This is a genomic window from Mesorhizobium sp. BR1-1-15, from assembly GCF_020165475.1.
Taxonomy (GTDB): Bacteria; Pseudomonadota; Alphaproteobacteria; order Rhizobiales; family Rhizobiaceae; genus Mesorhizobium.
The window spans coordinates 248,573-267,244 of the sequence record NZ_JAIUIF010000006.1; the positions used below are offsets into that span (position 1 = coordinate 248,573).

An 18,672-nucleotide genomic window follows, 5' to 3' on the forward strand; every position below is an offset into this window, starting at 1 on the left:
CTACATGCCTTTCCGGGGTTCGCCGAACCATCGTGATGCGGCTTGAGCGGCTTCCTCCGGGTTGGGGTCATCCTCGCCAGCCCAGGCCACGAAGCCGTCGGGGCGCACGAGCACGGCGCTCAAGCCAAGCTGATCCCTGGCCTTTCCGGCGACGTAGGTGATCCGGTCGCCCCAGCGGCCTGCAAGCGCTTCAAGCGATGGGCAAGCGTCAAAGTCAAGGAACAGGCCCTTGCCCGTGCGGAGGAACTCGCCGATTTTTCTTCCTCCGATCAGCTCGAAATCGGGAACACTGCGCCCGACCAGCCCGTGGCCGCCGCCAGGATCGTAGCGAAGAGAAATACCCCATATCCGTTCGGCGAAGTATGTCGCGCCGTCGCGCGTGTCGATCAGGTCGCGGATGATGGTTTCGAGCGCGCGCGTTGCCGGGCTTGGCCGCATGAGCGCGACCTGGGCGCGCGACCAGTCGAGGATTTGCGCCCCGACCGGATGGCGTTCGCTGAAATAACTGTCGAGCAGACCGTCCGGCGCGTCGCCGCGGATGGTGGCGGCCAGCTTCCAGCCAAGGTTCATCGCGTCGCCGAGCCCGAGGTTGAGACCCTGGCCGCCCAAGGGGGAATGGATATGCGCGGCGTCGCCGGCAAGCAGCACTCGTCCCTTGCGGTAGGTCGTTGCCTGATAGGCGCGATCCGTCCAGGTGGCGGCGAGTTTGAGGGCCGTCAGCGTGATGTCCGCGCCGGATACTCGGCGCAAAACCGCCTGCACATGGTCGCAGGTGATTGGCCGGATTCGGTGGAAAGCCCCGCCATCGAACTCGACCATCGCGACGGTACCGGGTCTTTGATAAGTGTACATGCCGGTCGGCGTGTAGTGGCGGCCCGGCGTGAGCCTGTCCGGCTCGGCCATTTCGATCTGAACGGAATAGCCTGTGAATTCCGGATCGGTACCGACGAACGCGAAGTCGCCGGCCTTGCGCACCGTGCTGCGCCCGCCGTCACAGCCGACAAGCCAAAATCCCCGAAAAATCTCACCGCCGGCGCGAACGGTCACGCCTTCATCCGTCTGATCGAAATCCTCGACACCGAAGCCGCGCCTGATCTCGACTCCCATTGCGATTGCGCGCGCGGCCAAGACTGATTCGAGATGCGCCATTTCGACCGCGATTGCGGCGGTGGCCGAACCTGGCAGGCGGTAGGGCCATTTCGCGGCGTCGATGGCATCGTGGAAGAACTGGATACCTGCGAAATGGCCGCCCGGACGGCGCGGTTGATCCAGCCAGTGCGCGCCAGTCGCAGCGCCACCGTTGCCCGTCCCATCCCTCGCACTTTGTGGAGCGACGATGTCGTCCAGCAGACCGCGACGGTAGAGGGCTTCGATGGTGGGCACCGAGAGGCCGCGCAGCCCGAACGGAAGCTGCTTCAACGGGGAGTGCGGATCTTCGGCTTGCTCCAGCACCAGCACCGAGAGGTCGGCGAGGCGCAACTCACAAGCGAGGAACAGGCCGACAGGGCCTGCACCAGCAATTATTACGTCATGGGAATCCAGATGGCGGTTGTGCATGAACTGCTCCTTTGTCGATGTTCGACCGGAGCGTTCCTCGGATTTGAGAACCACGGACGAACGATTGGACGCGAGAGAAGCGTCCGATGTTCGTCGTGGGGATCTCCTGCAGGAGGCCAAAGACCAGAGCTTTCGTTACCGAAAGGACTTGGGCTTACCAAACCAAGTCTGCCTTTTCCGACACCGGCTCTATAGCGTTGCGGTGAGCGATCCGCAACGGACGGGATTGCGGCCGATGCAGAACGGAATCATGGGCGCTCAGGCTTGAACCGATGAAACGCCCGATGCCTTATTCGATTCGCTCGTCTCGTGGCAATTTCGCTGTCGGTCGGCTTGAATGGAATGGTATTCCAGGGCGCCATTCCCGTGGTACAACCCTAAGGACTTCCTGACGGCGGATGCGTTCATAAAGCGTTATGTTTGGCACGTCGGCTCGCAGGGCTCCAGGTCGCCGCACGTCACAGGCGATGCGGCCCAACGATCTATGGTGCGCCGACTTCAAGGGCGAGTTCAGGCTTGGCAACCGCCAGTGTGGCGCGTTGTGTCATTGCAAACAGCAATACAGGTTGTGTGTGCAATCTTCCCCGCGCTATAGAGCCACATCTTTCAGGGCGAGACGGCAGACATTGCTCAAGCACATAACGATCATCCTACCGATACCGTATCGGGGTGGCTCTCTGCGCGTCACCAAAACCATTGCGCGCATGATCAGCAAAGGCAGCCAGCAAGACGGCACCCCTTGCCGTGTCAGAGTGGCTGTGCTGGCGGGCGAATACGATCTGGAGACCGTCTTTGCGGACCTCGTGAACGATGACATCGAGGTTCGAGAATTCTCTTGGCGAACGATATCTCGAAAAGAAGTGGCTGCCATCAAGCGCAACCAAGGCGAAAGTGCTGAATTGGACTTCGATCAGTATCAAATTCCAGACGACGGAATTGACAACTGCAGCGATTCTGATTGCTGGCTAATTGTTTCTGACCGTCTTGCAATGCCGCTGGCTCCTGTAAAACCGCACATCGTGTTCGCGACCGACTATATCCAGCGGTACATCCCAGGCATCTTCCCCAAGTCAGGTTGGGGCGACATCGACCACTCGTTCATGCTGGCGGCTCGGCTAGCCAGCGCCGTGATCACTACAACGCCCCAAACTAGACTCGACGCTATCAGTTATGCAGGCATTCCTGCTTCGAAGGTGCACTTGGCACCAATGGATTTTGACCCAACATGGTTGCCCGTAACGGAGACTGTCCAAGAGCAGAAGCGTTCGTACATCGTCTGGCCGACCAATCCTGCTCCACATAAAAATCACCCCAGGGCGTTTGATGCGCTGATCCGCTACTATGAGGAGAAGGAGGGCTCCCTGGACGTCAAGATCTTAGGCCCAAACAGCCGATGGCTTGACCCAAAATTTGGTGACAAATCATATTTTTCAAGCAACGATCACGTATTAGAAGCCAGGGCAAAGATTGCAGGGTCGAGAGTTCTTAGAAATCGGGTGCGGTTTGAGGGCGAGATTTCAGACGAGCGTTACGCTGAATCCCTGGCAGGCGCGGCATTTCTATGGCATCCAACGCTGATCGATAATGGAACATTTGCCGTTGCTGAAGCTGCCTGGTGCGGCTGCCCCTCGCTGGTAAGTGGCTATCCTCAGATGCGATACATTGGGGAAAGGTTTGCTATTCCAATGGAGTTTTTCAGCGCCGTATCTGTCGAAGGAATGGCAGGCGCTTTGAAGGATATGGAAACCAGAGCCAACGAAGTCCGGCTCAAGCTACCAACCAGGGAGACGCTTTCAAAGCATTCTTGGCAACACTACGCCACGGAGTATTGGGGCATGCTGAACAGGATTGTTGCGTGAAGAGACTTGGCATTTTCCTCGGTTTCACGCCTAAGCAGCTTGCCCCCCATGAAGGCATTTCGCGCCTAATTGGATTTATAGCTAAGGGTGCAGTTCGGTCAAAAGGCATCTCCGTTACCATCGCCGGACCATCTTGGCTGAGAGGCGACATTAATGCTCTCTTAGATGATGCCGGGATCGCCCGTAGCAGTGTTAATATCGTCACAACAAATAGCGTGCCGTACATCGTTCGCATCTGGAGACTGTCGGAATACTTTCGTAAGCCGGCTAAAAAGCCACGCGCTCGGCAGTTTCGCGTCAAGCGCGTTCTTAAAAAGATCCTGTACCTCGTCGTTTCATGGCTCTCGACATCGTCGACAATCGTGTTTGTTGGCGGCGCCTTTCTTCTCGCCATCTTGGCCTTAGCACTCGCCGTTCCGGTCTTGTTTGTCGCGCTGTCCTTGACGGCTGTTTTTCTGGCAAGGCGAGGCATTAGGCGCGCCATGAGGCAACCTTTCGCATTGCGCATCAAGCGGAAGTACGTGGCAACGAGGAAAAGGGCGAGAGTTGCCATGGGCATCGTCGACCGCGTTCGTGAGAGCGAGCTATCGCGGCTGATACGGAAGCTCAACCGTCGCAAAGATGTGGACGTTTGGTATGTTCCATCGATGTTTTGGCCAGAGGTCGCTGCACTGGACGGAAAGGTGGTTATGGCGGCACCCGATATCGTCTTCTATGAGCACCCTGCCCAATATACTGGGGAGGACTTTGAAGGTTCCCTGGAGCGCATCACGGCGAGCCTGGCGGCAGCCGATCACCTGATCAGCTATAGCGACCACGTGAAGCAACATCACATGGTGGAAAGGCAGGGTATCCCGCCCGACAGGGTTTCTGTCATCCGCCACGGCATCGTCGATATGGGAGAGGTCGAGGGAGCCCACGGGAATAGAGCGGGAGCTCTCGACGTACTACATCGGTACTTGTTTAGCAAAAGGCATGTGCTCCCTCGATATCTGGATGGCTTCCGGTTCGATGATGTGCCTTTTCTGTTCTATTCATCGCAGGTCAGACCTCATAAGAACATTGAGGGATTGATCGTTGCGTACGAGAAGATACTAAGAGAGCATTACCGGCCAGTCAAACTCATCCTTACTGCCGGGATTGAAGACACTGACCGGATCAAGGATTTCATAAATGATCGCGGCTTGCAAAGAGATGTAATCTCGCTTTACTCGGTACCAAACAAGGTCCTGGCAGCGTTATACCGGCTCGCTGCACTTGCGGTGACGCCAACCATGTTCGAAGGCGGCTTCCCATTTACGTTTTCCGAGGCGTACTCGGTGGGCACGCCTTCTGTGATGAGCCGCATCCCGGCGGTGACCGAAGTTATTCGAGACGAAGACCTGCTCGACCTTATGACTTTTGATCCACGAAATCGGAAAGACATGTTGCGCAAGATCCTATGGGGCCTTGATAACAGGCAGGCCCTTCTCGATGCGCAGCGCCCGCTGTTTGAGGATCAAGCGGCTAGAACTTGGTCGACAGTGGCGGAAGAGTATCTGGACCTCATGAAGTCCGTGGAAGCGAAATGAAGGGCGGCGGCAAGGCGCCAGACAACGACCGGGTCGGGGCTGCGCTCACCGCGCACCATGATCAGATGGTCAGTATGGAAGCGAAATCGATGGCCATTCAGTTGGTGATGACCGGCCTGCTGAGCGAGCTGAAAAAGCGGGAAGATGGGAAACAGGCCATTTCCGCTGCATTCGATTTTGCCGCCGATGTCGCCGTTGCCGCAGCAAGCGGCCCGCAGAAATCCGTCACTCGGAAAATGTGCTTGCTTTAAAGATGCTGGATCACTGGCGAAAGATGTTCCAGGCTTAACTCGGCCTGCGCAACGCTAACGATCCGCCTCAAACCAAGTCGTAATGCCGTAAGGGTGCGTTACCCTGATCCATTCGCCGGTCTGGGGTCTATCCGCATACCGTATCGTTATTGGCCCACGGTTCTTTGCGGCCTCGACATCGTTCTTGGCCCGAACCTCGGCCCGTTCCACCGCTTTTTGCTGTCACGCATCAAATCGACGATGAAACTCGGCATGCGTCGCGCTACATATCCAGCGTGTCGAGAGGGACACGCTTGTCGGGCCGCTTCTGTGGCCTCTCTTCTAGATCGTCTCCTCCAAAAAGTACTACGTATCCTATCGTTACGCTCACTATTGCAGCGACTAACGTCGACGCCCACACGAACGCGCCCGTCCACCAAAAAAAGCTATCCATAGTTCCCCCTACGCCCGATGGGGTTTGTAGTACATTGTTCAGATTAGAGCAAATGTACCAGAAGCAGTCGGCCCAAATGACAAGTTGCTTCGGCTTGTGCTCGGCTGTTCAAGGAACGCGGCCTGCCGGAAGCGATCAGAGCGACAATGGCCTTCCTTTCGCAAACCCAACAGCCTCTACAATCTCTCCAGGCTGTCGGTGTTCTGGCTGAGGCTCGGCATCGCCATCGAGCGCATCCGGCCTGGCAACCCGCACGAGAACGCTCGCCATGAGCGCATGCACCGCACGCTCAAGGCCGAAACGACCCGGCCGCCGGGCATGAACACCCTCCAGCAGCAGGCCAGGTTCGATGCTTTCATGAGCGAATTCAATGACGAGAGGCCCCACGAGGCCATCGGCATGAAGGTGCCAGCCGAGCTCTACAGAGGCTCTTCAAGAGCCTATCAAGGTCTACCCGAGCTGGAATATCCCTTCCATGACAAGGACATCCTCGTCACCGCCTGCGGCCGCATCTGCATGCACAGGAAGAAGATAAACATCTCCACCGTGCTCGCCGGCCAAAGGCTCGGCATCAGCGAAGTCGACGACGGCATTTGGCTCGTCTCCTTCATGCACTATGATCTGGGGTATATCGACTTGGAACAGAGGACCTTGCAGACCATCGACAACCCGTTCGGCACGAGGTTGTCACCCATGTCTTAGGTACATTCTGTTACCTATGTCTCCGGGCCGTACACGGCGGTGTTTGGCGGAGGGAGTGGGATTCGAACCCACGGTGAACTTGCGCCCACGCCGGTTTTCAAGACCGGTGCCTTAAACCGCTCGGCCATCCCTCCAGCGACATCTCTTCGCCCAGCGTCACTCGATCAGATATTCGAGCCTGGCGGCGAATGAAGAGAGCCATCTTGCTGATGCTCTAGTGTGCCCGGCAAAGATCTGTCAACCGGCATGCGCGGACCGCATGTTTCCCGGCAGCCGACGCCGGGCAGGGTGGCGTCACAATCTTGCCCGGTTCCGGCCACAATCGATTAATAGCGTGATAAACAATTCCTGCGCACAAAGGACAGGGGTTCGAGGCGTCGTTGGTCTTAGTCAGGTAAGCTTTGGCTCCTGCGACGTTCAAGCCGCGGCGTTTTTGGTCGAGACTGTAGGGGACATCAGGAAATGCAAACTACGGCGCGCCCGCGTCTACGCCGTGCTTGCGCTTTCGCGCTATTCACCATGTCGGCAGCCTTGCTTGCCGCCTGCGCGTCGCAGCCTGAACCAAAAGGGATGGTCCACAAGAAGACCCGTTCCAAGGAATATTTCGCCGAAACCGAATATGGCGTGAAGGCCAGCCCTCGCGTCGCCTTCATGCGGCGTGGCGGCGGCCGCGACCAGCTTGGTAAACCCTACCAGGTTCGCGGCAAGTGGTACTATCCGAAGGAAGACAAGCACTATGCCAAGGTCGGCCTGGCGTCGTGGTACGGCGATGCCTTTCATGGACGGCTGACCGCCAACGGCGAAGTCTACGACATGAGCCATCTGACGGCGGCGCACCCGACCATGCCCCTGCCGAGCTACGCCCGCGTCACCAATCTCAAGACCGGCAGTTCGGTCATTGTGCGCGTCAATGATCGCGGTCCCTACCACCAGGGCCGCATCATCGATGTCTCGGAACGCGCCGCCCAGATGCTCGACTATGCCAATGTCGGCACGGCCGAGGTGAAGGTGGAATATGTTGGCCGCGCACCGCTCGACGGCAATGACGACCAGTATCTGATGGCCTCCTACCATCCAGGCAACAGGATACCGGATCCATCGGACGGCCTGCCGACCGGCGTCATGGTGGCCATGAACGGACCGTCGCCCAGCCTGCCGGTGGGTGCTGCCGCCGTGCCATTTCCGGGTCAGCTGACGAATTCCGATATGGTTCAGCAAGGGCAGGTGCCGGCACAATCGCCGGCGTTGGGTGACCTGGCGCTGCCCGACTTCGGTCCGATCGTGCCGGAGCGTCCGGATATCGGCCTGCCGCCGCAATCGCCGTTTTCGGTGGCCTCGCTCTCCTATGCCGACGAGCGCGTGCGGAGCGGCGATGTCTTTGCCGCACTTGACGACGACGGCATGTCGCCCGCCGACATCCTGCGCTCATGGAAGAGCGCCAATCCCCAGGCGCCATCGCCGGCCTATGTCGCGGCCGGCACCTTTGATGACGCCACGGAGGCAAAACGCGTGGCCGCGGCGCTCGAGCCCTTCGGCAGGATCGAGATCCAGCGGTCCGAATTCGACGGCAAGGACTGGTATGCGGTGAACCTCTATCCGGACGGCCATGGCGGCGTCGACGATCTGCTGCAGGCGGCCTGGTCGCACGGTGCGCCGGACGCTCTGGCCGTGCGCAACTGATCTATTTTCCGGCACGGTTGATCCTGCGGAAAAAACCCTGATAGCCTAGCCGCGCCAGAACCGGCAAACGGGTCGAGATTTCATGCAGTTGCGCGTCTTTCCGCCTTTGGCCGGATTTCTGGGATTGGCCCTGCTGCTGTTTTGTATCGCACCCGCCAGCGCGCAGCTTTTCGAGACCAAGGCAGCCCAGGCCTTCATGATCGACGCCGAGACTGGAACGGTGTTGTTTTCCAAGGACGCCGACAAGCCGATACAGCCGGCCTCGATGGCCAAGCTGATGACGATGGAAGTGGTGTTCAACGCCGTCAAGTCTGGACGCCTGACCCTCGACGACACGTTCGTGGTGAGTGAAAACGCCTGGCGCAAGGGCGGCGCCCCTTCGGGAACGTCGACGATGTTTGCCAAGCTCAAATCGGCGGTCCGGGTCGAGGACCTGATCCAGGGCGTGACGGTGCAGGCGGCCAATGACGGCTGTATCGTGCTGGCCGAAGGCATCGCCGGGTCCGAGGACAATTTTGCCGCGCAGATGACCGAACGCGCCCGCCAGATCGGCCTGGCCAAATCGACTTTCGTCAATTCGACCGGGTTGCCGGCGGAGGGCCAGCAGACGAGCGTGCGCGAACTGGCAATGCTGGCTTTGCATCTGTGGCGCGACTATCCGGATCTTTATCGCTACTACGGCCTGAAGGACTTTACCTGGAACAAGATTTCACAGAGGAATCGCAACCCGCTGCTGGCGATGGACATCGGCGCCGACGGCCTGGCGGTCGGCAGCAGTGAGGTGTCCGGTTTCGGCATAGTCGGCTCGGTCAGCCACAATGGCGCGCGGGTGATCGCGGCGATGAGCGGGCTCGCCAGCGACAAGGAACGCGCCGAGGAGGCGCGCAAGCTGCTCGAATGGGGTGCCCGTTCCTTCGAGAAGACGCAAATCTTCGCCAAGGACGAGGTGGTGGGCCAAGCTCAGGTTTTCGGCGGCATTAAAGCCGGCGTGACGCTGAAGGCGAAAGGGCCGATCGCCATCTTCCTGCCGGTAGCCAACCGCGACAAACTGACGGCGAGCATCGTCTATGACGGACCGGTTGCCGCACCTGTGGAGGAGGGGCAGCCGGTAGGCGTGCTGCGGGTCTGGATCGGCGATACGCTGAGCCAGGAGACGCCGCTGTTCGCCGCCGAATCGATCGGCATCGGCACGCTGCCGCAACGCGCCCTCGACGCCGTCAAGGAACTGGCCGTCGGCTGGCTCCGCTAAAGCGCGTCGCGCTGAACCGGATTCACGCGATGCGCTTTAGCGTCTTTGTTTATGCATGTCGTTCTCTCAAAGCCGAGCTCACTTTTGAGCGACTGCGATAACTCCGGCGGCATGGACGTTTCCCCGAACGCGGACTATCTAGAGCGCTAGAATCCATTCAAATAAGGGATAAAGGCCTTTCGATTGGCACGCGGATTTTTCATCACCTTCGAAGGCGGCGAAGGAGCAGGCAAGTCGACGCAGATCGAGCGGCTGGCGGGAAAGATGCGCGCCAAGAAATACGACGTCCTCGTCACCCGCGAGCCCGGCGGCTCGCCGGGCGCGGAAGCGGTCCGGCATGTGCTGCTTTCGGGCGCCGCCGAGCCGTTCGGGCCGAAGATGGAAGCGCTGCTTTTCGCCGCGGCGCGCTCCGACCATGTCGAGCAGGTCATCCGCCCGGCGGTCGAGCGCGGCTCCATTGTCCTATGCGACCGCTTCCTGGATTCCTCGCGCGTCTACCAGGGCGTCACCGGCGGCCTCGACCCGGTGTTCATGGAGACGCTGGAGCAGGTGGCCATCAATGGCATGATGCCCGACATGACGCTGATCTTCGACATCGATCCCACCGAAGGCCTGAGACGCGCAACAGTACGTCGCGGCGCCGGCGCCGGCCCCGACCGCTTCGAAAAGGAAACACTTGCCATTCACGAGGCGCGCCGCGAGGCATTCCTGGCGATCGCGGCGGCCGAGCCGGAGCGCTGCGTCGTGATCGACGCATCCGCCGCTCCCGATGCGGTAGAAAATGTCGTCACCGCCACGGTGTTCGCGGCACTGGAGGCGAGGGCGCCCATGCGCAACAGACAGACCGCACCCGCATGATCTTCGAACGCATCGCGCCGGAACAGCATGACACGCTGGACGGCGTCCCCGAACCGTCCGAAACGCCACGCCTGGTCGGGCACGGGCAGGCCGCCGCCATGCTCGCCGCCGCCTATCGCGCTGGAAAGCTGCCGCACGCGCTGATCTTCGCCGGAGCGCTCGGCATCGGCAAGGCGACGCTCGCCTTCCATCTGGCGCATCACCTCCTGAAGCATCCGGCCTTCGAGCAGGCGCCGGAGACGCTCGCCGTTCCCGATCCGGCGTCCTCGCTGTTTCGCCAGATCGCCACCGGCGCGCATCCCGGCGTGCTGCACCTGACGCGGCCGCTGAACGACAAGACCAAGAACTTCAAGACGGTCGTCACCGTCGACGAGATCCGCAAGGTCAATCGCTTCCTGTCGATGACTTCGCATGACGGCAGCTACCGGGTGGTGATCGTGGACCCGGCCGACGACATGAACACCAATGCAGCCAATGCCTTGCTGAAGAATCTTGAGGAGCCGCCGGCGCGAACGCTGTTCATCCTCATCGTCCATGCACCGGGCAGCCTGTTGCCGACGATCCGCTCGCGCTGCCAATTGGTGCGGCTGTCGCCGCTCGATATCGACGAACTGATGGCGGTGCTGGAAACCGCCGAGCCGCCGCCGCCGGGCGATCCGGCCGCGCGGGCAGCGCTGGCCACGCGGGCAGGCGGCAGCGCCCGCAATGCGATCCTTCTGACGCAGTATGGCGGACTGGAGATCGCCGAAACGCTGGACGCCCTGGTGAGCGCCGGCAAGAGCGACATCGCCGGCGCCTATCGCCTTGCCGAAGTCGTGGCCGGGCGCGACCAGGCGATCCAGTTCGATATCTTCAACCGCCGCGCGCTCGATCTGTTGTCCGATGCGGCGAGCCGGGCGGCGCTGGCCGGCGATCTCGCACGAGCCAAAACGCTGTCGGACACTTGGCATGAGGCGCTGGACGCTATATCTGAGACTGATACCTACAATCTCGACAAGAAGCAGCACGCCTTGACCATGATCGACCGCCTGAAGTCTGCAATGCGAATGTGATGGTTCCCTCGGGATGGCAATCGCCACCCCGATGCGATATCCACCGCCACGCCTTCCATTCAGACATTCATGACGGTTCATTCATGTCACGCGATACATTCTACATCACGACCGCGATCTCTTACCCCAATGGCAAGCCGCATATCGGCCATGCCTACGAATTGATCGCCACCGATGCGCTGGCCCGCTTTCAGCGGCTCGACGGCAAGCAGGTCTTCTTTCTCACCGGCACCGACGAACACGGCATCAAGATGCTGCAGACGGCGAAGAAGGAAGACATTTCTGCGCGCGAACTGGCCGACCGCAATTCGGCTGAGTTCAAGCGCATGGCGACCGCGCTCAACGCCTCCAACGACGATTTCATCCGCACCACCGAAGAGCGGCACTACGCGGCCTCTCAGGCGATCTGGAAGGCGATGGCTGCCAATGGAGACATCTACAGGGGCGGCTATGCCGGCTGGTACTCGGTGCGTGACGAAGCTTATTACGGCGAGGAGGAAACCGAGGTTCGTCCCGACAATATCCGCTATGGCCCGCAAGGAACGCCGGTCGAATGGGTCGAGGAGGAAAGCTATTTCTTCCGGCTTTCGGCCTATCAGGACAAACTGCTGGCGCTCTATGAGGGCCAGCCGGATTTCATCGGCCCGGCCGAGCGGCGCAACGAAGTGATGAGCTTCGTCAGATCGGGACTGAAAGACCTGTCGATCTCGCGCACGACGTTCGACTGGGGCGTGCCGGTGCCCGGCGACGAAAAGCACGTGATGTATGTCTGGGTCGACGCGCTGACAAACTACATTACCGGCGTCGGCTATCCCGATGAAAAAGCAGATGATTGGAAATTCTGGCCGGCCGATGCGCACATCATCGGCAAGGACATCGTGCGTTTCCACGCCGTCTACTGGCCGGCCTTCCTGATGTCGGCAGGCATTCCGCTGCCGAAGCGCGTCTTTGGCCACGGCTTTCTGTTCAACCGCGGCGAGAAGATGTCGAAATCGGTCGGCAACGTCATCGACCCCTTCACCATGATAGAGCATTACGGGCTCGACCAGGTGCGCTATTTCTTCCTGCGCGAGGTGCCGTTCGGCCAGGACGGCAGCTACAGCCACGAAGCGATCGTCAACCGCACCAATGCCGACCTTGCCAACGGCATCGGCAATCTGGCGCAGCGCTCGCTGTCGATGATCGCCAAGAACTGCGGCGGCGTGGTGCCGACGCGCGGCGAGCTGACGGATGCGGACAAGGCAATCCTCGATCAGGCGGCGGCCGCTCTTGCCGCCGCGCGCAAGGCAATGGCCGAGCAAGGCATCCATCTGGCGCTGGCATCGATCTTCGGCGTGGTGGCCGAAGCCGACCGGTATTTCGCCGGACAGGAACCCTGGGCGCTGAAGAAGACCAACCCCGAGCGCATGCAAACGGTATTGTGGACTACGGCCGAAGTGGTCCGGCGCGTGGCGATTCTGTGCCAGCCCTTCACTCCAGGATCGGCCGCGAAGCTGCTTGACCTGCTGGCGGTGCCGGCAGACGAGCGCGATTTCGTGCATCTCCACGCCGACCATGCGCTTGTGCCGGGCAGAGCGTTGCCTGTGCCAGAAGGCGTATTTCCGCGTTATGTCGATCAGCCGGAAGCGAACGGCTGATGCTCGTCGACAGCCACTGCCATCTGGATTTTCCGGACTTCTCAGAGGAGCGGGCGTCCATCGTCGCTCGCGCCCTGGCCGCCGGGATCGGCCGCATGGTGACGATTTCGACGCGCGTGAAGCGATTTCAGCAAATACTTGAAATCGCAGACGCTTTCGACGAAGTATACTGCTCCGTCGGAACCCATCCGCACAATGCGGCCGAAGAGCTTGACGTGACGACGGCGGATCTCGTGCGCCTGTCCGCCCATCCCAAGGTGGTGGCGATCGGCGAAGCCGGGCTCGACTATTTCTATGACAAAGCGCCCCGCGATGCGCAGGCGCAGGGTTTGCGCAACCACATCGCCGCTGCTCGCGAGACGGGCCTGCCGCTGGTCATCCATTCGCGCGACGCCGACGACGACATGGCTCATATCCTTGAGGAAGAAACGGGGAAGGGCGCCTTCCCGTTCGTCCTGCACTGTTTTTCGTCGGGACGCAGGCTGGCCGAGGTCGGCGTCTCGCTGGGCGGCTATGTTTCGTTTTCCGGCATCCTGACCTTCAAGAATTCGGCCGAAATACGCGCCATAGCCGCCGACCTGCCGCACGACCGGCTGCTGGTGGAGACCGATGCGCCATATCTCGCGCCGATCCCATTTCGCGGCAAGCGCAACGAACCCGCTTATGTCGCGCACACGGCCAGGGTTCTGGCCGAGACGATCGGCGTCAGCGAAGGTGAAATCGCAGCTTTGACGACCGATAATTTCTTCCGGCTGTTCGGCAAGATGCCGCCCCCGCAGAGCAAAGCGCCTGAACGATGACAGACCGGCTGCGCCTCACCATTCTCGGCTGCGGCTCGTCACCGGGCACGCCGCGCATCACCGGCGACTGGGGCAATTGCGATCCGCAAAATCCGAAAAATCGGCGCATGCGCACGGCAGCCCTTGTCGAGCGGATTGCCGAGAGCGGCGCCCGCACCACCGTCGTCATCGACACAGGACCGGATTTCCGCCAGCAGATGCTGATGGCCTCGGTCAAACGCATCGATGCCGTCGTCTACACCCATCCACATGCCGACCACATCCACGGCATCGACGACCTGCGCGGCTTCGTGCTCGACCAGCGGCAGCGGATCGATATCCATGCCGATCAGCCAACGATGCTGCGGCTGCGCCAGGCCTTCGGCTACTGTTTCGAGACGCCGCAAGGCAGTTCCTATCCGCCGATCGTCGACGCCCATATCATCGATCACGCAAAGCCCGTCGTGATCGAAGGCGAGGGCGGTGCCCTCACCCTCGAGCCGCTGCCGCAGGTCCATGGCGACATCATATCGCTCGGCTTCCGTATCGGCGGACTAGCCTATTGCCCCGACATCAGCGATTTTCCGGCTGCCACTGCCGAACGGCTGCGTAATCTCGATGTCCTGATCATCGACGCGCTGCAGTACAGGACGCACCCGAGCCATCTGTCGCTTGGCGAGGCGCTTGAGTGGATCGAGCGGCTGGCCCCGAAACAGGCTGTGCTGACCCATATGCATGGGCCGCTGGACTACGCTACCGTGATGGCTGAGACTCCGGCAAATGTCGAGCCGGCATTTGATGGCATGGCGCTTGAAATTCCTTATAGATCAGACGGATAGAATATTCTCTTCATAGCTGATGGCACTGATCGCCTGGCAGCGAGCCGCCGATACAGGTCCGATGTCGAGATCTTGCACCTGGGATCGCCACACGGCCGTCGCCAGTTCGCTGTCGCTTCAAGATTGCAAAATGCCAAAAGAGGATTGCATTGTCAGGCCGGTGGATGCTCGTCGATCTGCATTGCAGGCCTGACAGGCAGTCTATGTGATGGCTTCCTAAAATATACATTGAGAGCAAGAGGCGCTAACCTTTGCCCGTTAGTTGGAAAGGAGAGGCCCGATGATTCGCGAACTCGTACTTACAGTGACGCTTCTTGCTCCTATCGCTGCCACAGCGCAGGAATTGCCAACCGTCCCTTACTTGCCGCTTGAGCGGGCAACCAAGGCAGCACAAGCCGCGCTGGAGGCCTGCGCTGCCGAAGGCAGCAATGTCAGCGTCGCCATCGTGGCGCGGAGCGGCGCGACGCAAGTGCTGCTCAAGGCCGATAATTCCGGCGCACACACCGCATCCAGCGCCGAAGGCAAGGCCTTCACCGCGGCAGCCTTGGGTCGCGACACTGCGGGGCTCGCCGAATTCATAGCCTCCAAGCCGGCAAATGACGGCATGCGTGACATGGATCGTCGCATGGTGATCCAGGCTGGCGGCTTGCCGGTCAAGTTCGGCGATGCCTTGGTGGCCGGCATTGGCGTCGGCGGTGCTCCTTCGGGCGATATCGACGCCAAATGCGCCGCCGCCGGGCTCAAGGCGATCGGCGCCGCCGAGTAGACCTGCCTAGACCTGCCTAAGATGCCAACGCAGCCCGTCCAAGGCGGGCTGCTCTGTTGAACGGGGTTCAGTCTGTGAACCCTGTCTCCACACCGGAACCGGCGGACGTAAGATCGCATTCGACCGGCAACCGACGGCCGATCCTGAGACCCGAGCTGGAAGCTTAGTTCCATAATCTATCTTATGCGACTTTCGGCAAGGTAGGAATGTCGCTCCTGCTTGTGCGCAGCCAATCTCCCCACCTCAACTCTCCTGACACGGTTTTTGGTGCCCGTTCTGCTAAACTGGTGAATTGGAATGAACGCTTTGCAGATCACGGGCCACATGGCAGCCGCTTCGTCGCCGCCCGCGAGGGCATCGAAGCTGCAGCAATGGCTGTCGTCGGCTACCTGCGTAGCCGCTCTCTGTGTTCGTCAAGAATGCGCTCAATGGTCCGGACTCGGTCCTGCCGACGGTTGAGACCTCTGCGTGCTTTGCCGCGAGCGTGCCGCTCATAGATTTCCCGGCTCGCCTGGAGCTGCTCGATATACACCTTATCGGGCTTCCCATTCTCAAGGCGGTCGAACACCCAGCAGAACGGCGCCGGGAGCTGGCCTTCGCGATAGCGCGGGCTTGCCGAGGCCTGATCTTCGTCGAGGATTTCCTGCAGCACGACCTGATCCCAGACTTCCGGGTTTTCATCGCTGCGCTTCTTCCACAAGGCGAGGATCTCGCGAGCAGCCGGCGTATCGTTGATGAGGATGGTTCCAGCCATCAGCCGGCCACTTTCGCGATAGACCGCGATGTCGCAATCAAAACCGGCGAGCTCCGGCCAGGGATCATGATGGAAGACCGTGTCGACGTCCACATACAGCAGCGGTCCCTGAAGCCTCCTACGCATATTGACAAGGAATGTCGGCTTCAGGCTCGCGTTGCGCACCCAGGATCCAGCGTCGGCGAATGGCCGGGCTTGGACAGAAAGGCCAAGACGCCACGCTGACGCGGTCATGCGAGCGGCTTCTGTCTCATAGAAGGAGTTGATCGTAAAGAACGCCACGATTTCACCGGCCTTGTCCGGGTTGCCGGACGGCTGTGGGTTTATCGGGAAGGGAGCGAGCATTTCCCGGTGCCTGTGTTTGGTGGCCCGGAACAAATCAAGAATGTGGGTGAGCAACGCGAAGCCTTATTAGGATATGAATATTTAGACGCCAAGCATATAGCAATAAGTCCGAATAGCCTCGCAATGCGATAAAGTCATAGGTAGCGGCGCAGAAAACATTGGGCCACAACCATTTTGTTGACGAGGGGCGCCAGCTGGGCCGAGGCCGCGGTCTGGAACTCCTGTCCTTGCGCTCAACCAGATCATTTCGCCGGCCATGATGCAGCCGTAAGGATACACCTGGTCGATGACCTCGGCGAGTTCGTGCTTTGGATCTGGCGACGCGCTGCTGGTTTGCCCCCGGCTTCTCGAGGCAACCTCCCTACCCCAGAACTTTCAATGAGCTCCGCTCGCTCTGGTTGCAGCATTCGGCCTACCGTTGCCAAAAAGGCTTTGCCAGCTCCGCCTCGACCTGTTGTCTCGTCAATCCGATGTCGTCGATCAGATGGGGATTGTCCTTCGACATTCGCTCAAGCTCCCAGCGAAAGCGTATCCGCTCGCGCCAGGTCCGATCGTGCCAGGCCGCGACAATGCTTCGCAGGGTCGCCAAGTGCCGACGCGACGCTTCCGCCAGCACTACGGGCATTCTCGGCCGCACCGTCTGACACCGCGTTGATGCAAGGGTATCGTTCATGGCAACCTCCTATGGTTTGAGGGTGGGTCCTCGACTTGGGACCTCGACCTGAAAGAGGTTGAATTGTGCCGGATGCGAACAGCGCCGTAATTAAGCCCTCCCAAATAGTTCTCAAAAGTTCCAAACGGGCTATAGATGCGCCTTATGCAGGGATCGCGCTTTGCCTTCGGTCCGTTCGTGCTTGATCCGGATGCGGGAACGCTGCTTCGGAACGATGATCCTGTTGCCGTCGGCTACCGCGGGCTGAAGCTGCTGGCGGCGCTCGTCGGACGGCCTGGCGAAATTCTCGATAAGGCCAAGCTGATGGACGCGGCGTGGCCGGGTACTGCCGTCGAGGAAGGCAATCTCACCGTCCAGATCGCGCAGTTGCGCAAGCTGCTTGGTCCGTCCGCCGACGGCGGTGAATGGATCACCACTGTTCCGCGCGTCGGCTACCGCTTCACGGGGATGGTCGAACCCCTTGATGGCGCGAAGCGAAAAGCTTTGCCGCTGCCCGACAAGCCGTCGATAGCCGTGCTGCCCTTCGTCAATCTCAGCAACGACCCCGAACAGGAGCCCTTCGCCGACGGATTGACCGAAGACCTGATCACCGACCTGTCCAGAGCCTCGGGTCTGTTCGTCATCGCGGGCAACTCGACGTTCGCCTACAAGGGAAAGGCCATGGACGTGCGCGAGATCGCCCGGGAGCTTGGCGTGCGTTACCTCCTGGAGGGCAGCGCAAGACGTGCCGCGGGGCGCGTGCGCATCAACGCCCAGCTGGTCGACGCGGCGAGCGGCGACCACCTGTGGGCGGAACGCTTCGATCGCCGGCTGGACGATATCTTTGCCGTTCAGGACGAGGTGACGGCCAAGATCGTGGAGGCGCTGCTTGGCCGGCTGCGCGCGCCGCCGCCGCGCAATCGACCCAAGAATCTCGAGGCCTACGATCTGTGCGTGCGGGCGCGCAAGCTAATCGACGATTCGCCGCAGACGGCGCGGGAGGCGCATCTGATGCTGACGCGCGCGGTCGCGCTCGATCCCGACTATGCCGAAGCCTATCGCTGGCTTGCCATGAACCACTGGATGGGATGGGTGCATTGGGGCGAACCGGTGGAACCCAACCGCCACATTGCCCTGGAGCTGGCGCGCAAGGCGGTGGCGATCGATCCCAACGACGCCGGCTGCCGATGGGTGCTCGGCAACCTGCTTGCCTATGAACGCAACTTCGCCGAGGCGGATGCCGAGTTCGCCAGAACGTTCGAGCTCGACCCCAACGAGGCCGATGCCTGGGCGACTTTGTCTGACATCTCCGTGCTGGCCGGGCGGGTCGAGGAAGGACTCGAACAGATCCGCAAGGCGTTCCGGCTCAACCCGTTTCCGGCAAGCTGGTACTATCTGACGCTCGGCGCGGCGCAATATGCGGCGCGCGACTACGAAGCCGCCGTCAAGACACTGCGCCGGGACGAGACTTACCGCACCAGCTCACGCCGCTTCCTGGCGGCCAGCCTCGCGCAGCTCGGCCGGCTCGACGAGGCGCGCGCGGAAGTCGAACTGTTCCTCGTCGGCAATCCGCATTTCACCACCAGCCATTGGGTCTGGACGGAGCCCTTCCGCGATCCGGCGATGCTCGACCATTTCGTCGATGGCTTCCGCAAGGCCGGCCTTCCGGATTGAAGCGCCGCCGGTCC

At 60.7% G+C, this 18,672-nt stretch carries 15 protein-coding genes, 1 tRNA gene and 1 pseudogene; 13 read left to right on the forward strand and 4 right to left on the reverse strand.

All coding sequences use genetic code 11. The features are described from left to right. Nucleotides 1-1,557, reverse strand: coding sequence for an FAD-dependent monooxygenase (locus LB541_RS13850; RefSeq protein WP_140762129.1), 1,557 nt, complete (start codon nucleotides 1,555-1,557; stop codon nucleotides 1-3). Nucleotides 1,558-2,183: 626 nt separating this feature from the next. On the opposite strand from LB541_RS13850, the gene LB541_RS13855 reads away from it, so the two are divergent. From LB541_RS13855 to LB541_RS13870, 4 genes and pseudogenes are all read left to right on the forward strand, one after another. Beyond that, complete coding sequence (locus LB541_RS13855) at nucleotides 2,184-3,416, forward strand: glycosyltransferase family 4 protein (protein ID WP_140762125.1); 1,233 nt, start codon at nucleotides 2,184-2,186, stop codon at nucleotides 3,414-3,416. Next, nucleotides 3,413-4,987 carry a glycosyltransferase gene (locus LB541_RS13860; RefSeq protein WP_140762003.1) on the forward strand — a complete coding sequence of 525 codons (1,575 nt, stop codon included), beginning with the start codon at nucleotides 3,413-3,415 and terminating at the stop codon, nucleotides 4,985-4,987. The genes LB541_RS13855 and LB541_RS13860 overlap by 4 nt, the downstream gene beginning before the upstream one ends. Continuing rightward, nucleotides 4,984-5,238 carry a hypothetical protein gene (locus LB541_RS13865; RefSeq protein WP_140762000.1) on the forward strand — a complete coding sequence of 85 codons (255 nt, stop codon included), beginning with the start codon at nucleotides 4,984-4,986 and terminating at the stop codon, nucleotides 5,236-5,238. Before LB541_RS13860 ends, LB541_RS13865 begins: the two co-directional genes overlap by 4 nt. A 522-nt stretch (nucleotides 5,239-5,760) precedes the next feature. Next, nucleotides 5,761-6,373, forward strand: a pseudogene (locus tag LB541_RS13870) (integrase core domain-containing protein); the annotation flags it as partial. A gap of 44 nt (nucleotides 6,374-6,417) precedes the next feature. On the opposite strand, the gene LB541_RS13875 reads toward LB541_RS13870, so the two are convergent. Beyond that, a tRNA-Ser gene (locus LB541_RS13875) sits at nucleotides 6,418-6,507 on the reverse strand. 328 nt (nucleotides 6,508-6,835) lie between these two features. Here LB541_RS13875 and LB541_RS13880 point away from each other — a divergent pair. From LB541_RS13880 to LB541_RS13915, 8 genes are all read left to right on the forward strand, one after another. Continuing rightward, nucleotides 6,836-8,053 carry a septal ring lytic transglycosylase RlpA family protein gene (locus tag LB541_RS13880; RefSeq protein WP_140761998.1) on the forward strand — a complete coding sequence of 406 codons (1,218 nt, stop codon included), beginning with the start codon at nucleotides 6,836-6,838 and terminating at the stop codon, nucleotides 8,051-8,053. Between the two features lie 82 nt (nucleotides 8,054-8,135). After that, nucleotides 8,136-9,302 (forward strand): D-alanyl-D-alanine carboxypeptidase family protein, encoded by a 1,167-nt coding sequence (locus LB541_RS13885; RefSeq protein WP_140761996.1) that lies wholly within the window; start codon nucleotides 8,136-8,138, stop codon nucleotides 9,300-9,302. Nucleotides 9,303-9,485: 183 nt separating this feature from the next. Then, nucleotides 9,486-10,160 (forward strand): dTMP kinase, encoded by a 675-nt coding sequence (gene tmk / locus LB541_RS13890; RefSeq protein ID WP_140498585.1) that lies wholly within the window; start codon nucleotides 9,486-9,488, stop codon nucleotides 10,158-10,160. Then, on the forward strand, nucleotides 10,157-11,212 hold the full coding sequence (locus tag LB541_RS13895; RefSeq protein ID WP_224618656.1) for a DNA polymerase III subunit delta': 1,056 nt from the start codon (nucleotides 10,157-10,159) through the stop codon (nucleotides 11,210-11,212). The genes tmk and LB541_RS13895 overlap by 4 nt, the downstream gene beginning before the upstream one ends. Nucleotides 11,213-11,295: 83 nt before the next feature. Continuing rightward, on the forward strand, nucleotides 11,296-12,849 hold the full coding sequence (gene metG / locus LB541_RS13900; RefSeq protein ID WP_224618657.1) for a methionine--tRNA ligase: 1,554 nt from the start codon (nucleotides 11,296-11,298) through the stop codon (nucleotides 12,847-12,849). Further along, the gene (locus tag LB541_RS13905; RefSeq protein WP_140632740.1) at nucleotides 12,849-13,649 is read left to right on the forward strand and encodes a TatD family hydrolase; all 801 of its coding nucleotides are present in this window, start codon (nucleotides 12,849-12,851) and stop codon (nucleotides 13,647-13,649) included. The genes metG and LB541_RS13905 overlap by 1 nt, the downstream gene beginning before the upstream one ends. Then, on the forward strand, nucleotides 13,646-14,467 hold the full coding sequence (locus LB541_RS13910) for an MBL fold metallo-hydrolase (protein ID WP_224618658.1): 822 nt from the start codon (nucleotides 13,646-13,648) through the stop codon (nucleotides 14,465-14,467). The genes LB541_RS13905 and LB541_RS13910 overlap by 4 nt, the downstream gene beginning before the upstream one ends. 280 nt (nucleotides 14,468-14,747) lie before the next feature. Further along, entirely contained in the window at nucleotides 14,748-15,233 is a 486-nt protein-coding gene (locus LB541_RS13915; RefSeq protein ID WP_140561186.1) for a GlcG/HbpS family heme-binding protein, read from the forward strand. 385 nt (nucleotides 15,234-15,618) lie between these two features. On the opposite strand, the gene LB541_RS13920 is transcribed toward LB541_RS13915, so the two are convergent. Continuing rightward, nucleotides 15,619-16,386, reverse strand: coding sequence for a putative nucleotide-diphospho-sugar transferase (locus LB541_RS13920; RefSeq protein WP_210239466.1), 768 nt, complete (start codon nucleotides 16,384-16,386; stop codon nucleotides 15,619-15,621). A 358-nt stretch (nucleotides 16,387-16,744) separates the two neighbouring features. Next, nucleotides 16,745-17,005 (reverse strand): DUF1127 domain-containing protein, encoded by a 261-nt coding sequence (locus LB541_RS13925; RefSeq protein ID WP_181165346.1) that lies wholly within the window; start codon nucleotides 17,003-17,005, stop codon nucleotides 16,745-16,747. 135 nt (nucleotides 17,006-17,140) lie between these two features. Here LB541_RS13925 and LB541_RS13930 point away from each other — a divergent pair, with 135 nt between their 5' ends. Next, entirely contained in the window at nucleotides 17,141-18,658 is a 1,518-nt protein-coding gene (locus tag LB541_RS13930) for a winged helix-turn-helix domain-containing tetratricopeptide repeat protein (protein WP_181165347.1), read from the forward strand. Nucleotides 18,659-18,672 lie beyond the last annotated feature (14 nt).

Bases quoted from the DNA above. Each gene is read 5' to 3' on its own strand.
- LB541_RS13850 (WP_140762129.1), bottom strand. From the start codon at position 1,557: ATGCACAACCGCCATCTGGATTCCCATGACGTAATAATTGCTGGTGCA.
- LB541_RS13865 (WP_140762000.1), top strand. From the start codon at position 4,984: ATGAAGGGCGGCGGCAAGGCGCCAGACAACGACCGGGTCGGGGCTGCG.
- LB541_RS13880 (WP_140761998.1), top strand. From the start codon at position 6,836: ATGCAAACTACGGCGCGCCCGCGTCTACGCCGTGCTTGCGCTTTCGCG.
- LB541_RS13885 (WP_140761996.1), top strand. From the start codon at position 8,136: ATGCAGTTGCGCGTCTTTCCGCCTTTGGCCGGATTTCTGGGATTGGCC.
- LB541_RS13895 (WP_224618656.1), top strand. From the start codon at position 10,157: ATGATCTTCGAACGCATCGCGCCGGAACAGCATGACACGCTGGACGGC.
- metG (WP_224618657.1), top strand. From the start codon at position 11,296: ATGTCACGCGATACATTCTACATCACGACCGCGATCTCTTACCCCAAT.
- LB541_RS13905 (WP_140632740.1), top strand. From the start codon at position 12,849: ATGCTCGTCGACAGCCACTGCCATCTGGATTTTCCGGACTTCTCAGAG.
- LB541_RS13910 (WP_224618658.1), top strand. From the start codon at position 13,646: ATGACAGACCGGCTGCGCCTCACCATTCTCGGCTGCGGCTCGTCACCG.
- LB541_RS13915 (WP_140561186.1), top strand. From the start codon at position 14,748: ATGATTCGCGAACTCGTACTTACAGTGACGCTTCTTGCTCCTATCGCT.
- LB541_RS13925 (WP_181165346.1), bottom strand. From the start codon at position 17,005: ATGAACGATACCCTTGCATCAACGCGGTGTCAGACGGTGCGGCCGAGA.
- LB541_RS13930 (WP_181165347.1), top strand. From the start codon at position 17,141: ATGCGCCTTATGCAGGGATCGCGCTTTGCCTTCGGTCCGTTCGTGCTT.